We start from the raw sequence: 14,456 nt of genomic DNA, 5'->3' as shown, positions 1-14,456 counted from the left end.
CTGCTATTCCTTGCTGCGATGCCTGTATCCGGATCGCTTGGTAACGCGCCGCAACTCGCTGAGGACGCCGACCTGCATCTTCTGCACATCCCCGACCACCATGCGGATTTCGCTATCAGATACCAATTTTCCACTATTCAGAGCTCGGGCTACCTGATTGAGATTGACGCCAATCATACGCATGTCTTCTAGCATGAGAGACAAAAGCGCCCGGTCTTCGTCATTAAAGACTGGCTTCACTCCTGCCCCTTGCAGGAATACAGCTTTAAAAAATGCACTCATCGTCATGTCAGCCGCCTTTGCGGCTGCATCGATTGCATCATATTCGTCCGCCGAAACGCGGCTATGAATGGTTTGCGGCTTGGCTTTCACTGCCGCCCCACCATCGGTAATTCCCTCATCCATAAGCTTCAACAGCTCCAGCACAGAGTAGCAATAATCAATCGCGGACGTGTTTCGTGATTAACTGGATAAAATGTAGCACATTTTTCCGTATCCTGCCTAACATAATAAATAGGAAATCAATAAAGATCGTCCAAATTGGTCTCGCTTCGCTCACCTTTACGCCGAGGCTGCGCCCCGGCGTTTCAAAAGGAACTACGCTCACCAGGGTTCACCTCCAGACCGCTTTATTCGCCTTTGTGTACCCCTCGTACTCGCCAGCAAGGGACGCTACGCTCTTCGCCCTTGCCGGACTGCGTGCGAGCGGCACAGACGGCTCTTGCGCGGCTCCGGGGTTCATCATCAGCGAGAAAGGAACTAGGGAAATAAACCACACGACGATGTCATGTGGTTAAGCGGTGTGAACACACCGTGTGATCCATTGGTCATAGTGTGTTGCCACATCGTGTGAAAATATCATAGTCTGTTCCTCACTCAATATAACTAACGATCACCACTCGATCCAAATGCTCGTTAGTCTGATATGGCCTGAACCGGACGTGGGTAAACGTTCATGCTCTGTTCGTTTGAAGGAGAATTCATGACAGCTCGATTTTCAGCAGTTAGTGGCAAAGGCGGTGCGGGTAAAACGACCACCGTCATTTTGACAGCAGGTGAATTCGCACTCCAAGGTCGACGAGTCCTTCTCATCGATGCAGATCCCCGCCAGAACCTGGCCGAGTGGTGGAAGCGCTGTGAAGCGAAGGGCAACTTACCTGAATCGATTTCTCTGACGACCGCACTTCGCCAGAACTCAATCGAACAGATTATGTCTTCACAGGCGGAAAAGTACGACGCCGTACTTATCGATGCTCCCGGCGTCGATAGCGTGGTCATGGATACGATAATAGATCATTCTGATATCGTGATTACGCCCATTCAGCCTGCACAGGATGAAATAAAGGCAGCAGGCGAAGCCGCGGAAACCATTGCCACGCGAACAGATCACAACCAACGTGTCATTCCTCAGACGGTTGTGCGGACACGCATCAACATCGTTAATCGCCACCTTGAAGAATATCGTATCATTCGTCCATTCGTAGAGAATTTAAGCCAACATGGTTACAATACGACGCTGCTCGAAACTGAGCTAATCGAGCGCAACTGTTATCGCGAGATCCGCAGCGGCTTGGGAACACTGCAAATGTTGGAATTAACGGATGCTATCTGTAAGGCCAGAACCGAAGTCAACGCGTTTGTTTCTGAGCTCGACTATTTAAGGGACCAGAATGTAATGGAGACGGTGAATGGCTAAAAGCAAGGTCACACTGTCGGACTTCCCCGTCGCATCCCGCAGACGCCCATCAGCAGAAGAGGAGAATGGCCCCAATGCTGCTGCGCTCCCAGCGGCGGAAAACGCACAAAAGCAAACTACAGGGCCGTCAACAGAACTGGAAACGCGAAGGGCTCGTCCTAAATCACAATTCGTCACGCCAGATGAAAGAAGGGCGAACGATACCCAACAGGCAAACCAGCGGGAAGATTCCCGAAATCGCTTACGTGAACTTCGTAGAAACCGTGAACGAGAAAGTAAGCATTTTGTAAATGTCTCACTTGATTACGACACCAAAAGGCGACTTGAAAAGGCAGCCCACGACAACGGACTTAAGATGTCGGTTATCCTTAGAGACGCCATCGACCAGTATCTAACAGAAAACGGATACTGACCGTGTTTGGTCGCAGCTTTCTTCTAGGCTTGGCTGTCGGGATCGGAGTCGGTCTATATTTAGCGCCTTATCTAGCTGCTAACGGCTTTGGCCACACGATTGAGCCAATCAACTCATCCATTAACAGTCAAGTTAGCACGCCCGCCATTTCAGTCGAATGGCCAACCAACCAGATTGCCAAAGAAGAACTGTTTCGCTTTTCCAACTGGAATTATGCCGCCTACGGCAAAGATTCCATCACTAATGTTATCCGCTGCATTCATATCAAACAGCAAACTATGGCTTGCGAACTGTCAGCTACACTCAGTTGGCTGAAGGACACAGCGTTGATCGAAGCAGTCTTTGAGGGAAAACCAGGAAACTGGCGAATGGCCGCGGCGAAAACACGTTAGTCAACATATTCTAGTTCATTTTTTTCCGTAAGAGGTCGCTTTCTGCATCCGTGGGGCAGAAAAGTTTGGTGATGAATTCCGTTTCATCAAACTCTACAGTGCCAAACCAACGAGAATAATTCATAATATTCAATTAGGTGGCATGGAGTTTAAGGGGTTTAAACGGTGAATAACGAATCTACTGATTTCGCAAAAGAACATTCATTGGAGAAAACCAATGATCCGGAAATCGATAAGCCCATCTACAGACGTCGCGGCTTTGATGGTATCAGCACGTTTGAAGAAATAGACCAACGACTTGCAAAATATTTAAGAGAAGCGCGTGAACAGGCTGGTCTCAAACAGGCTGATTTTGCGCCACTCATGGGCCTGTCTACACCGGTATATGGTCGTTACGAACGTGCATTCTCAAAACTGCACGTTACGCGCATGATACACATCTGCGAAGTATTGGGTTTCATGCCAATCGATATGCTCTTCGCGGCAGCGCCTCATCTCTGGGGTGAAAACGAGCAAGAAGCCAGAGATCGTGTCGAACTAGCAAAACTTGTCAGCGATCTTCCACATAGTACGACACGCGATCTGCTGTCGTTGGTAAAAAAAATGGCGGAACTTCAGAACCAAGTTGATGCAAGCTCCAAGAGCTCGAGCCTGGCTGAGAAATAGATGACCGCGTAAACGGCCTCACATGATCACCCGCTTGCAATCTCATGGAGATAATCGGCAACCGACTGTGCTTTGGCTGCTGCAGTGATAATGGCGCGTTTGTCGGCCTTCAGGACGGCCAGCCAGTTTTCGATATAAGCGGCTGTGTTTTCGCGAGGATCATGGGCCACGCCTAGGTCAGCGCAAAGGAAAGCTGCGGAGAGTTCGGTCACGAGTTCTTCGAGTGCATAAGCGTTTGTGCCGAAGCGGCCAACCAGATCGCGATCAAGGCGATGCTTTGCGCCTGACCAATGACCAATTTCGTGCAGAAGCGACGAGTACAGGTGGACATCGCTTAAAAAACGCTCCCGGTCGGGCATCAGAATGTCGTCAGGTCCAGGACGATAGCAAGCCCTCGTGCCGCCGTAGCGAATGACGGCTCCGGTCTGGCGAACAAACATGTCGACGGTTTCATTGTGAGGCACGAGCGCCATCGGCATCGGTTCGGCTGGGCTGTAATAATCGGTAGGAAGGTTCTCGATCTGCTCTACGTTGAATACCGTGTAGCCCTTGAGATAAGGGATCGAACGGTCGTCATCGGCGTCCTGATCCTTCGGGGTAAAGGTGCCGAATTTGACGACAAGCGATCCACGTTCGCCCTTCCGGACTTGACCGCCGAGATCCTTCGCCTGACGATAGGTGATCCAGGTGGTCTGTTCGTAGCCGTTCATCTGCGCCGCGATCCAGAGCATGAGAACATTGATGCCGCGATAGGCTTCGCCGCTGGATCGGCGGGGGATGACGGAGCTCGGGCGGGTATTTCCGTGCCACGGGCGAACCCAAGGCTTGGTGCCGGCTTCCAGCTGCTCGATGATGAGGTCGGTAATGCGCTGATAGGTGTCGATGACGTTGTTCATGGCCGTCTCCATTCGTTGGTTGACGGCAAAAAACGGAGATAGCCGAGACGAGCCCATGCACCTATTGGCCGCAACGGAAGTGGAGGACCGCGAAGCGGTTGCATTGGGGAGGGGCTATCGCAGCTTGTCCGTCAACCAGCCAACGGGTGGGGCGGCCCAAATGTCACCCACCGAAGCAAACGGACCAGATCTCTGCGCGGAAGATGTACCGTTTATCGTTCGCGGTCGTCGGAATCCCGCTCGGGCTGCTTGTGCGTCGACAGCTCTGAAAGCCGGGATGGGACCGCTGCGCTTTTCTGCTCTGGTGGCATTCGTTCGACTGCCGGACCATCTGCATTTCTGACCTGATCCGGACGCGACAGGCGGGAGAAGTCAGAACGAGCGGTGAATGTGATTTCGCTATTGTCATCGGGCAACCGCTCTGGAAGGTCGGCGCGATCGACTGCGACAATCCCGTGGTCGGTAACAACGCTGGCAACGCGGATATCGTGACCGAGAACCTGACCTGAAATCTGTTCGCCCGGCCTGGCGCTGCGCACGTTGTGCTCGAAAGCATTCTCACCGCGCATTTCCAGATCGACGAAAGCAGCTCTTAAGGCTTCCTGCCGGTTTGGATCGATCGCGTCTTCAAAGACATGTTTCATAGCCGGACTGGAGGGGTCGTTGGTCGTCGCGATCGACGCTTCGATCATGCGCGGCTTGGTGATGACGGTGAAGTCAACATCATGACCATATTCGCGACCAAGGGATGCTAACAGTGCCTCCTGGGCCCGTCCGTTTCCTTCTCGGAAGGGGTGCACATAATTCAACTCTGCCAAAACTTTACCGGCGATTTCGGCGAACTGCTCGACCGACGATCCACGCAATATTTCCGGATTCCTGATCGGTCTAAAGGCTTCGTCCAAGCCCATCTCGATGCGCGAACCGTGAAGAAATGAGCTCCCATCTTTCGACAAATTGCCAATCGGCTCCACCCTCTGGCCATCGACAACAGGGCTTTCATTGCGCGTATGACCGGCCCATTCATAAACATCTTGGAAAATATGACCATGAATGGCCTTCAGATGTTGGGCGTCGAACGCGCCTTTCGGGCCGTCTCCTTCGGCAATTTCAGCCATCCGGAAAGCTGTCGCGCGATATTCTTCGACGCGTAGTTCCTTATAAGACCGGATTCCAAGTTTATTACGCAGCACGTCCCTGCGGTCGGGATCGTCAGATGTGTTTGGATAGGTATAGGAGCCTTTGGGTTCCGTTTCAGCCATGACGAAGACCAATAAAAAGCCGCCTGCCCAAGGCAGGCGGCATCAAATTAAAAAGGATAAGCGTGAGCTATTGCGGTTTGCGGACAACACGCTCTCTGTATTCGTCGCGTGTGATATCGCCCGCGACGTAGGCCGCCGTCGCTACTTCCAACAGTGGGTCGTGGACATAGCCCTGCCGCATGTTTGCAGCACGCGCCTGATCCGTAGCCTTTTTGCGCTTGGCAACAGCTTCTGGAGATCGATCCGGACGGGGGGCATGAAAGTTCATCTTCAAAACTCCTGTTGTGACAACCCTTAGCACAAAATGCGCACAAAATCCAGAAAACAAAGGGATTTCCGCGACTTTCGGTATAGTGCGCCCGGCACTCAGCCGGGCGCTGTTGCGCTATCAATTACGCGGTTCCCATTCGAGAACGGCCTGAAGGCTTGGGTCGTCCTGCCCCCCGAAGCGGCCCAGGTTGGCGTTGTAGTTCAGGCGGCGGATCGAGAGGTTCCGTTTGAAACCTTCGCCATCGGCCTTAGCCTTTCTCCAGATACCACCGACCTCAATATTGAAGCCACGCGGGGACTTGGCGAAAACGCGATGCGTAGGGGCGTCCGGGTTGTCCGAATTGAAAGGCACGACCTCGATGTCGATGTCGTCAGTCAGGGTGGAGATGCGACCTTTGCCGGATGCGGTGTCGAGGTCTTCGCTATCGAACTGGATGAAGTTGGTGATTTCGTTGGCCATGGTATTCACTCCTCTATGTGGTTGCGATGATCGTTCCAAGGCACGGCGGTAAGCGGTGTTGCACCCTTGGGCCGGAGCGCAGCGAAGGAAGCCGAGGGCCGAAAAATTTGTCGCGCGAGGAGCCGCAGGCGGGGAAATTTTTCAGGCTTCCGGGTTTGCGGCAACTGCGTCGACGTGCGAACGAGCGTCAAAAGCAACCGAATTAGAGGTGTGCTCTATGCGCCAATATGGCAACTCGTCTCGTTGGCATAGACCGTTGACACGGTACCGATTGTGCAACGCATGATAGCCGGATAGAGCGCATTCTCAACGGGTTTTGTGTAATAACGGCAAATACTAATAACCAGAACGGTTGTCCGCGCTGATTATTCGACCTCGCCAATTTGGCTATGCTGGAAGGCTTATCTGGAAGCATGGGTCCGTCGATATAGATGCGGGCTCTCTACGTCGGCCGCCCATATTCCAAGCAAACGTTCGCGTGCTTCGTTCTCGGCATACCCATATTTGGCAATGTCGATGCCGTGGTTTCGCGGCAAGTAGCGCAACGTCGCTTCAGCCTGACCCGCGCGCACCATTGCAAGGCCGATATCCGTGTTCCCCAGAAAGCACTGACCGACGGAACGGTGATAGCGATCGACGTCAATGATCCAGCAGGACACATGCTTGCCGTCGATCATTTTGCGAAGGTAGCTGCGCGCAACCAAGCCGCACGGCCACGTCTTGCCGTTCAAAAAGCCGCTTTGCTTCTTTTCGCAAGCGTCGATTGCGGCAATCCGCACGCGCTGTTGTCGTATGCTGATCGTATCGCCATCGATGACGCGGGCTGTTCCGGCAACGGAACCCGACCATTGATCAGCGGCAGCTAGCCCGACAGTCAGTAGCAGGGCTATCGCGGCGGAGAAAATGCAACGAAAGTTCACTGCATACCCTCCATTCCATGTCGGGCAGCAAGCCCGAAAACCGAGCGGGCAAGATGCAATTCGCCGGCAGCGGCGCGCTCTGTCATGGCCCGCAAATAGCCGCCCGGCGACTTCACTTGCCTCTCGTCGAACTTCTGCAGCGTGATTGCGATAGCAATCGCGGCGGCCTGTTCCCCCATCTGATCGACCGCACGGCGGCGTGCATCTTCGGAAATCCCGGCCATGCGGCAGATTTGCGGGGCGAGACGGGCCAAATCAGTCCAGGTGCGGGGGCGCGATATTCCATAGGTGTTCAGCGCCGGTATTGCCCGTAACAGATCCTGCAGGGCCACTAACGTTTGTGGCGGGTGTTGCGGTTGATTGACTAGGCTCGATTTGCCTCCCAGGCTTTTTTCGAAAGCCCTCTTACTGGCGAAGTCGGTTTTTAAGATACCGAGTTGTTCGGCATAAGCCGAACGCATTTCATCACTACTATCTTCAAGGGAATAGGGGTTTGTAATCTGTTTGTGCATGTCGTTTTCGGCATATCGGCATGTCGAATCTTCGTTTCTATCTGAAGACTGATGACGGCGAGGCAGCTGCATCACCCGCTCGACGATCCATTCAATCAAGCTTGTCGCGCGTCGCAAAACAGCGCTTGATGCCTTGCTCGCGATGCCTACTGCTTCGAGAACACGCGCAAAACGTTTCTCGATCATGGCGCGCAGCCGCACAGGCAAGTCCTCGACGGAGGCGAGCGCGTAACGCAAATTGCGAACGGCGCCGCGATAGCGACGCAGGTTTGCAGTGAGTGCGTTCTTTTCCGCCTTTGCTTGCCGGACCATTCCGTCAAGCTCCGCGAAGCGCGCAATCAGAACGCGTAGATCAATACCGCAAGCGTCGGCAATACTGCCGTCCGCATTTCGGACCGGATAGCGCTTGTAGTTGCCGCTGTCCTGCATGGTGATGACACCGGCGTCAAACAGTCGAGACAACATTCGGCTGACGCGGCCCTCGGATCGGCCGACCTCGAAGGCAAGTGCTGCATTGGATTTGAACACGATCGGTCGTCCGCCTTTGTCATAGCTCTCGGCTGGAGCAGTATTGATCAGGGTCACAAGCAAGTGCGCTTCGACGCCATTGATGAGGCCAAGGCAAGGAAGAGACTGCGCAAGGCCGATCAGTTGGCCACGTGTCACCGATCCGATTTCCGTGGACTGGGCTAGCCGTCGAAACTCGGTTCGTTGTGGTGTCTGTTTGCGGCCAACCTGCCGCGTGGTTTGTAGGGTTTCCCCCATCCTCCTCGTCTCCTTATTGAGGACCAGGCAAAGCTTTCCCGTTCGCCGAAAAGCGTTTTTGTTTGACTTTGGAAGTTGGGAGTGCGATTTATGAGAAACTGAATGTTTGTAATTTGCACCCCGCTTCCGGATTTTTTCGGGAGCGGTTTTTCTTTTATGGTCCGGACAGAAATCTCCTTGAAAAGGTCAAGCATCACTTCGGCGCCATGTTACCGATTTGGTTTCGTCCGACAACCCTAAATTTTTCGTTCATTCTCGGTGTCATCACGATATCAGTGCAATATCGAGGGTATTACTGCATTCTAAGCGGCGTTTAACGGCCTTCGTATCCGTAAACGGGCATCTTGCCCCGGTTTCCATTTTACCATTTCGGTTAGTTATGAGCGCTTAGCAGTCGAAAAAACCGCCGCCACCCGAAAGAGGCCTCCGGCAACCCTACAGCGCGATTTAAAAGCGCGGGTTCCTCCGGCCTGCTCCGTTCGCTACGCTCTCTTCGCAAATGAAGTCCTCGCATTGGAACTACCTCGTAGGCGATTCAATAATTCGGGCTAAAACAAAAATCGATGCTACACGAGCATCAGCGTTGGGCGACATTTCTGCAGGTCAATCGCAAAGCTGCACCGGTCATCCATCAATCACGTGCTGACAATAGCGGACCAAATCAGAAATCTGGTCGAAGCTCCAATTTTTTTGGTTGGCATCGGAGCAAAACGCCCAATGTGGTGAGCCGCTCCACATTCTGTGCTGTAAAAGCAGGTTCATGACACTGTCTGGTTTGCTACTGCAGTTTTGACTTCGGTTCGTCTTGATTCATCTAATCGATGTCTGTAGGATTAAATCCTACAAAGGAGGTATGCACCATGCGCCGCTCCACACAACAATTCAGCATTACCCTGCCCAATGAAATGGCCGAAATGGTCAAGGCCAAAGTTGCAGCAGGCGAGTATGCCACCGAAAGCGAAGTGTTCCGTGACGGGTTGCGCACACTTGCTGCACGCGACAAGGCCGTTGAAGCCTGGCTGCGCAACGAAGTCGTTCCGGCTGCTGCCGCCCTCGACGCTGATCCGGGTCGGGCACTTAGTTCTGTGCAACTGCGTACCCAGCTAGCTGTCAGGCGCGCCAGCAGAAAAACCGCCACCCCGTGAAACGTTTCGCTGTCGAATACGCCCCCGAGGCGCTTGATCAATTGGCGGCCATAGAATCCTATATCGCAGAGACGGGTTCGCCGGAAGCTGGTCAACGTTTTGTTGATGAAATCGTTTCCCATTGCGACGCTCTGGAAAGTTTTCCTGAGCGTGGTGCAGCGCGTGACGACCTGCTGCCAGGTTTGCGCACGCTCGGCTTCCGCCGTCGTGTCCTGATCGCCTACACCGCTGATCGCACAAGTCAGACGGTTCGCATTCTTGGTATTTACTATGGTGGTCAGGATTACGAAGGTCGGCTTGTCGATCAACCATCTGATTGAAACCTATCATTCAAAAAAGCTGACGAGTATCGATTTTCGCGAGAGCTACCCCTACTCTACTCCCAAGCAAAGATGGCAGGTTTAGCGCTGTTCGGAATCACCGCTCCTCGCTTCACGCATCATTCCTGCCCCGTCAGGAACTTACCATTGGTTTTATCATTCCACTCGTTGTCCCTATCGTGGGTAGGTAATATTCTTGATCAGAAACGGACTCCCGGCCTGAACATTGCGCGGCATAGCGCGGCGGTCCGGGAAGAGCGCCGGGGATTTAGATGATTTCAGCGATGAAGATGAACGTCGCAAAACAGCACGTGCACACCACAATGACGTATCGTACGGAAAACAGTTCGCCGAACCAATCGTGGAAACGGTGATCCCGCGCTGATCTCGCCTGTTCATTGGCTTCAGTGGTCAGAAGCGCGTTTAACGCTTTTGATTTATGATATTCGAGACGACCATGCATGACCCCGCTCCTGCATATTCGGAGCGGTATTTACCATAAAGTCAAATTTCGATCATCTTTGACTTTCGTTGATCGATAGAGGTTTACGACTGGGCAGTCATCAGACGGTCGCGGGTTGCAAAACAGTGAACAGCGCCCCACCGTCGCGATCCAGGTCCTGAAGGTCCAGGAGAAGCAAGCCACCGGATTCAGGCAGGGCGAGTTCTGTCTTGCTGGCGTTCATGGCTGCTGCAACTGCCTTTTTATTTCCCCACACTTTTCCGCGCCTGGTCACATCCGGACCATCTTCAGGGCTCGCGATGCTGAATTCGACCCGCCCACATCAACGCCGTCGCAAATGAGATTTCCACTTCCATGCAACAATGTAACAGCCATCGCTACTCCCTGTGTCTTAATCCTAATCATCCGAAGTCTAGCAGCTTGTCAGTTTTCGGAACCAACCTGCTTCGCTTTCAACTGCTCATTTAATAAGAGCTTAAGCCGGGCATTTTCCGCTTCCAGCTCTTCCAGTTCTTCGTCTGTCACCGGGCCGTCTTCGGTCTTTGGACCCGGCTTTCTCACGCGCCGTTGCTTTTGCGGCGATTTGGGAACGGGAGGTAGAGTAATGGCTTCATCCGCTCGCTCCTCCTTCCTCTCAGATTTCACAACCACTGACGGTTCTTCATGCGCCGGCGGATCTTCGGTAGGCGATACCACCTCCTGAAGAGGTGCCCGTTCAGCCTGCCGGGTTGCCTTGTCACTCACTTCATCGGGATCTTTGGTCGTAACTTTGATGGATAATCGCGTTGGCAATATAGGATCAGGCTGTTCAGGAGTTTCGCTGGCTTCAGGTCCAGCATCCGGCATTTCCTCCGGCAAAGCCGGCTTCTTCCGCGATCGCCAACTCTTCAACCCCGCAACGAGACGTTCCCCCAGTGACTTCATAGTAATCGACCTCCCTTTACCTGCCGCAACAGTACACAGAAATGCTGTCAGCTTAAGCGTGAAAATACAGTTGTTTTTGGCAACCATTGGGTCCTTACGCATGTCACCAGAACGCTTAAACATATCAGTTATCGAGGCTGGCAGGGCAGTCTTAGCGACCATTTCTCTATTGCTTTTCCAATCGTTGGAGCATTTTAAGCAACTGCCTGTTCTCCGTGGCCAATCTGGCGGCCAATTCACGTTTCAGTTCGGCATTTTCGATTTCCAGAGCTGACAATTCAGCCTGAATATCAGGCTCGGCAAACACCCGAATTGCCGCTTGTTGTTTCTGCGGAGCTGTTTTTTTCATACCACGTCGAACAGACGGCTTTTTCTCCCTGACAACAGAATTTTCCTCCATGTTTGCCGTTTGCAGCCCTTCCGTTGCAAGGGATGCTTCTTCCGGTTTCGAGGCGCCCATGTTGGAAAGTTCTGGCTCGCTCAGTGCCTCTTCAACCTGCTCGATGACCGGCTCGGCTTGCGCCACAACTTTTGTAGTGGCGTTCTTAGTTCTATGCTCGATCGGCTTGGGCAGATCAGGCTGGGCCCGAACCTCCACGGGAGATTGGGACGCATCGGCCTCCACTTGCCGGGCAATCGACTTCAGATCCAGATTTCCCCACAAAGATGACGAGCCCTTGCGAGCACGCTTGTTCTTATATTCAACGACAATATTACGGTTTGGATTTTTCATCCGTGAGTAGCTTTCCAGAGAAGATTTAAAGGTGCGCTCCGCGCGCGTCAAAGGGCTTTAGCAGTAGCTACATATTATGCGGTGGATTTTCAACGCCCAACAGAATGTCCGACCTGATCGGTATGCCCTGAAAGCAAGTCTATCTCATCTTGGGCACATGATGTACGCGGCCTTATTGTTACATCAACCATTGACCTGTATTTTTGACGCCTAAATGAATTTCCAAACATCGATCTGGAGAAGCAGACCATGGCAGACGAAACCATTGCAGCAGTAAATGAGACACCAGTTGAGGCTAGAACCGCAGAGCCTGTAGACATCCCGAAGACAGCCCGTGTGCCACGCAAAAAAGCTGAGCCAAGGCCCGCGAAGGCGGCTGCAGCGCCTGCCGCTAAAACCACCCGGGCCGCATCTGGACCAGTGAAAGCAGCCAAAGTTGCTTCAAAAGCAGCACCCGCTGCAACACCACCGGTAGAAAGCAAGCGCAACAAGTATACGCCGGCCCAGCGCGCCTCCATCCTTGCTTCGATCGAAAAAGCAACAAAAGATGGCAAGACCACTCTCAAGGCTGCATTGCAGCAATCTAAAGTGAGTGAGCAGACCTACTATAACTGGAAGAACGCTGCTACAAAGAAAGCGTCCGCGCCAGCGGCGGGGTCTTCCAGCGATGATCTTTCCAGCTTGGTTGCATTGGAAGCAGAGAACCTCAAGCTACGCCAAGAACTTGCTGCAAAGCTGCGTGCTGAGAATGAAGAGTTGCGTAGACGTCTGGGTCGAACCTGAGGCGAATTGCTCCGAGCATCTGCACCAGGGAGCTGTCAAAACAGATGACTTTGCACGTGTAAGTCATCTGTTCGCCTTTCGATGATGAAAATTCGAAGCTTTTGTTCTCTCCTTCCAATGGCTCTGTAATAAAGCCAAGAGCGAGGGTTACCATTCCGCACAACTTTTGGTCTGGATTAGTGCATGACGACCACCAAGCGTCACGGGCAGGATTTTGCTGACTGCCAATACCAAGCTGGAGTCACATCATGATTTTGGATCCCGCTCGGGCCGAGGCACTCTACAAAGCGATAAAAGCCCTGAATGAAGGGGGCGGCCAGCTACTTAACGCTTCCTTTGATGCATTCGTCCACGGTGAGGTAATCATTGATGTTTGCACCCACCCTGATGATCGCATCGAACTGCGATCTGCCGGCAATGTAACGGAAGTACACTACGACCTATCCGCTTTCGCAGCTGCCTATCGTTTGCAAGCGCTGTGATTGCTCAGGCGCAGGATGACACAGCATACGGACCGCTGGGCCAAAACTTAACACAAGACAATAGAAGAATACGCCTGGCCTATAGACCGGGTCATCGCCCAATGATGGACTTCTTTGCTATTCCCAAGGCCTTCCGCGCATTGTTCTCAGCTGTCTCCTCGGTCGGCGCGACAGACTGAATTGTGAGCCTGTCTCCGCCCTCCACGACAAAAATATTTACCCCCTTCAGGCCACCTACATTCGGAAGGCGGATAAGTCGTCCAACTGCAGGGGAGACATTAATTTTCTCGACCTTGAACCCGATCTTTTCGGAACTGACGTCCAACTCTTTGAGATAACCTTCGTCCGTTCTATTTTCGTGCCCTTGCTCGTCAACATGGCGATCGATCGCGATCATCAAATGCTGGTCGTCATCTGTTCCGCAGCAGGACATCCGGAAGTTAGTCGGTTCTTCCGCATGATGCGCGGAGGCATCAAATATTGACCAGAACTCTTGCTTGATGGGCGTCAGCTCGTGGATTTTGAAACCGTCGGCCCGCACTGGGACATTAATTCCGGCAAGTGCAACAGCGATGATGATCGCAATGAACGTTCTATTCTTCATTCAGGCACCAATACATTAACTTAAGCACGACGTTTGCGGCCGCTCGACCAAATTCAAGGGAAATCTGTAGCCCGTGGTTCTCTCCTTCAGGATATAGTCGAACAATCCACTGGTGAGGGGTGCCCCTTCCCTGACAAGAGGGAACCACAGGCTACCAAAAGAACCTGTCGCGTATCATGCCGAGCGGTTTCGTTGTTAGCGTGAAACATTGGGACTTTCTGGAAAACAATCGCCTGATCTGCATCAAATGTATAGTAAAGCAGGCCGCTTTCAGTTCATGGATAGCTAATAGTTGATCCTGAATGGCTACTGCCTCCGTTTTAAGGTCGTAACTTGACTGCGTATTCATCCAGAATTCGGGCGTGGTGCGGAAGAACTTTGCAAGGCGCAGAGCCGTATCAGGTGTAACGGCGATCTGTTCTGTCGCCAGTCGCTCAATGCGAGTGCGAGGGACATTCAGATTCCTGGCAAGCGCGCCTGCACTCATCCCGAGTGGGATGAGAAATTCTTCCCGAAGGATTTCGCCGGGATGGACCGGGGGCAATATACTGGTCAGGGCTTCTTTCCTTCAATGATAGTCAACAATTTCGATTTGTTCAGCGCCAGCATCGGTCCAAACGAAACAGATACGGTAATCCCCCCGTTTTTAACGGGGCTCGTCAGTAGAATTCACGCGGCCATTTTCAGTTTCTGTGCGGGCGTTACGCCGCCGATGCCCATATTGGGACGTTCGTTGTTGTAGGTCCATAGC

20 protein-coding genes and 1 pseudogene are annotated in these 14,456 nt (G+C 52.8%); 8 read left to right on the top strand and 13 right to left on the bottom strand.

Annotated elements, in window-relative coordinates:
- Positions 1–3 precede the first annotated feature (3 nt).
- On the bottom strand, positions 4–405 hold the full coding sequence (locus tag ACS5UA_RS19375) for a MobC family plasmid mobilization relaxosome protein (protein WP_443101655.1): 402 nt from the start codon (positions 403–405) through the stop codon (positions 4–6).
- Between the two features lie 577 nt (positions 406–982).
- Here ACS5UA_RS19375 and ACS5UA_RS19370 point away from each other — a divergent pair.
- From ACS5UA_RS19370 to ACS5UA_RS19355, 4 genes are all read left to right on the top strand, one after another.
- Positions 983–1,696: a ParA family protein gene (locus ACS5UA_RS19370; RefSeq protein WP_443101654.1), complete on the top strand. Its 714-nt coding sequence runs from the start codon at positions 983–985 to the stop codon at positions 1,694–1,696.
- On the top strand, positions 1,689–2,108 hold the full coding sequence (locus ACS5UA_RS19365) for a ribbon-helix-helix protein, CopG family (protein WP_443101653.1): 420 nt from the start codon (positions 1,689–1,691) through the stop codon (positions 2,106–2,108). Before ACS5UA_RS19370 ends, ACS5UA_RS19365 begins: the two co-directional genes overlap by 8 nt.
- Before the next feature lie 2 nt (positions 2,109–2,110).
- A complete protein-coding gene (locus tag ACS5UA_RS19360) occupies positions 2,111–2,500 on the top strand; it encodes a hypothetical protein (RefSeq protein ID WP_443101652.1) in 390 nt (129 codons plus the stop codon).
- Positions 2,501–2,665: 165 nt separating this feature from the next.
- Positions 2,666–3,166: a helix-turn-helix domain-containing protein gene (locus tag ACS5UA_RS19355; protein WP_182506095.1), complete on the top strand. Its 501-nt coding sequence runs from the start codon at positions 2,666–2,668 to the stop codon at positions 3,164–3,166.
- 26 nt (positions 3,167–3,192) lie between these two features.
- Here ACS5UA_RS19355 and ACS5UA_RS19350 read toward each other — a convergent pair whose 3' ends face one another.
- The 6 genes from ACS5UA_RS19350 to repC all read right to left on the bottom strand — a co-directional run bounded on the left by ACS5UA_RS19350 (position 3,193) and on the right by repC (position 8,251).
- Complete coding sequence (locus ACS5UA_RS19350; protein ID WP_443101651.1) at positions 3,193–4,062, bottom strand: ArdC family protein; 870 nt, start codon at positions 4,060–4,062, stop codon at positions 3,193–3,195.
- A gap of 212 nt (positions 4,063–4,274) precedes the next feature.
- Positions 4,275–5,324, bottom strand: coding sequence for a Fic/DOC family protein (locus ACS5UA_RS19345; protein ID WP_443101650.1), 1,050 nt, complete (start codon positions 5,322–5,324; stop codon positions 4,275–4,277).
- Positions 5,325–5,391: 67 nt separating this feature from the next.
- Complete coding sequence (locus tag ACS5UA_RS19340) at positions 5,392–5,592, bottom strand: antitoxin VbhA family protein (protein ID WP_278520892.1); 201 nt, start codon at positions 5,590–5,592, stop codon at positions 5,392–5,394.
- A gap of 120 nt (positions 5,593–5,712) precedes the next feature.
- Positions 5,713–6,054 (bottom strand): DUF736 family protein, encoded by a 342-nt coding sequence (locus tag ACS5UA_RS19335; RefSeq protein ID WP_105545503.1) that lies wholly within the window; start codon positions 6,052–6,054, stop codon positions 5,713–5,715.
- Between the two features lie 401 nt (positions 6,055–6,455).
- The gene (locus tag ACS5UA_RS19330; protein ID WP_443101721.1) at positions 6,456–6,944 is read right to left on the bottom strand and encodes a thermonuclease family protein; all 489 of its coding nucleotides are present in this window, start codon (positions 6,942–6,944) and stop codon (positions 6,456–6,458) included.
- A gap of 26 nt (positions 6,945–6,970) precedes the next feature.
- Positions 6,971–8,251 carry a plasmid replication protein RepC gene (gene repC, locus ACS5UA_RS19325; RefSeq protein ID WP_443101649.1) on the bottom strand — a complete coding sequence of 427 codons (1,281 nt, stop codon included), beginning with the start codon at positions 8,249–8,251 and terminating at the stop codon, positions 6,971–6,973.
- 860 nt (positions 8,252–9,111) lie between these two features.
- Between repC and ACS5UA_RS19320 the strand changes: the two genes are divergently transcribed.
- The gene (locus tag ACS5UA_RS19320; RefSeq protein ID WP_443101648.1) at positions 9,112–9,396 is read left to right on the top strand and encodes a ribbon-helix-helix domain-containing protein; all 285 of its coding nucleotides are present in this window, start codon (positions 9,112–9,114) and stop codon (positions 9,394–9,396) included.
- Positions 9,393–9,716 (top strand): type II toxin-antitoxin system RelE/ParE family toxin, encoded by a 324-nt coding sequence (locus tag ACS5UA_RS19315; protein ID WP_443101647.1) that lies wholly within the window; start codon positions 9,393–9,395, stop codon positions 9,714–9,716. The genes ACS5UA_RS19320 and ACS5UA_RS19315 overlap by 4 nt, the downstream gene beginning before the upstream one ends.
- Positions 9,717–9,984: 268 nt before the next feature.
- On the opposite strand, the gene ACS5UA_RS19310 is transcribed toward ACS5UA_RS19315, so the two are convergent.
- The 4 genes from ACS5UA_RS19310 to ACS5UA_RS19295 all read right to left on the bottom strand — a co-directional run bounded on the left by ACS5UA_RS19310 (position 9,985) and on the right by ACS5UA_RS19295 (position 11,836).
- Positions 9,985–10,179: a hypothetical protein gene (locus tag ACS5UA_RS19310; protein WP_443101646.1), complete on the bottom strand. Its 195-nt coding sequence runs from the start codon at positions 10,177–10,179 to the stop codon at positions 9,985–9,987.
- A gap of 100 nt (positions 10,180–10,279) precedes the next feature.
- Positions 10,280–10,435 (bottom strand): hypothetical protein, encoded by a 156-nt coding sequence (locus tag ACS5UA_RS19305; RefSeq protein WP_443101645.1) that lies wholly within the window; start codon positions 10,433–10,435, stop codon positions 10,280–10,282.
- A gap of 167 nt (positions 10,436–10,602) precedes the next feature.
- A complete protein-coding gene (locus tag ACS5UA_RS19300) occupies positions 10,603–11,265 on the bottom strand; it encodes a hypothetical protein (protein ID WP_443101644.1) in 663 nt (220 codons plus the stop codon).
- A 4-nt stretch (positions 11,266–11,269) separates the two neighbouring features.
- On the bottom strand, positions 11,270–11,836 hold the full coding sequence (locus ACS5UA_RS19295) for a hypothetical protein (RefSeq protein WP_121987199.1): 567 nt from the start codon (positions 11,834–11,836) through the stop codon (positions 11,270–11,272).
- A 249-nt stretch (positions 11,837–12,085) separates the two neighbouring features.
- Between ACS5UA_RS19295 and ACS5UA_RS19290 the strand changes: the two genes are divergently transcribed.
- Positions 12,086–12,619 (top strand): transposase, encoded by a 534-nt coding sequence (locus tag ACS5UA_RS19290; RefSeq protein WP_443101643.1) that lies wholly within the window; start codon positions 12,086–12,088, stop codon positions 12,617–12,619.
- A gap of 248 nt (positions 12,620–12,867) precedes the next feature.
- Positions 12,868–13,101 carry a hypothetical protein gene (locus tag ACS5UA_RS19285; RefSeq protein ID WP_273728751.1) on the top strand — a complete coding sequence of 78 codons (234 nt, stop codon included), beginning with the start codon at positions 12,868–12,870 and terminating at the stop codon, positions 13,099–13,101.
- A gap of 91 nt (positions 13,102–13,192) precedes the next feature.
- On the opposite strand, the gene ACS5UA_RS19280 is transcribed toward ACS5UA_RS19285, so the two are convergent.
- Entirely contained in the window at positions 13,193–13,705 is a 513-nt protein-coding gene (locus ACS5UA_RS19280) for a hypothetical protein (RefSeq protein ID WP_121987201.1), read from the bottom strand.
- 262 nt (positions 13,706–13,967) lie between these two features.
- A pseudogene (locus tag ACS5UA_RS19275) lies at positions 13,968–14,261 on the bottom strand (HigA family addiction module antitoxin); the annotation flags it as partial.
- Positions 14,262–14,456 lie beyond the last annotated feature (195 nt).

This window comes from Brucella sp. RRSP16, from assembly GCF_052246815.1.
Lineage (GTDB): Bacteria > Pseudomonadota > Alphaproteobacteria > Rhizobiales > Rhizobiaceae > Brucella > Brucella intermedia.
Note: the sequence above shows the minus strand (reverse complement) of the source record. Positions and strands in the feature narration are given on the sequence as shown.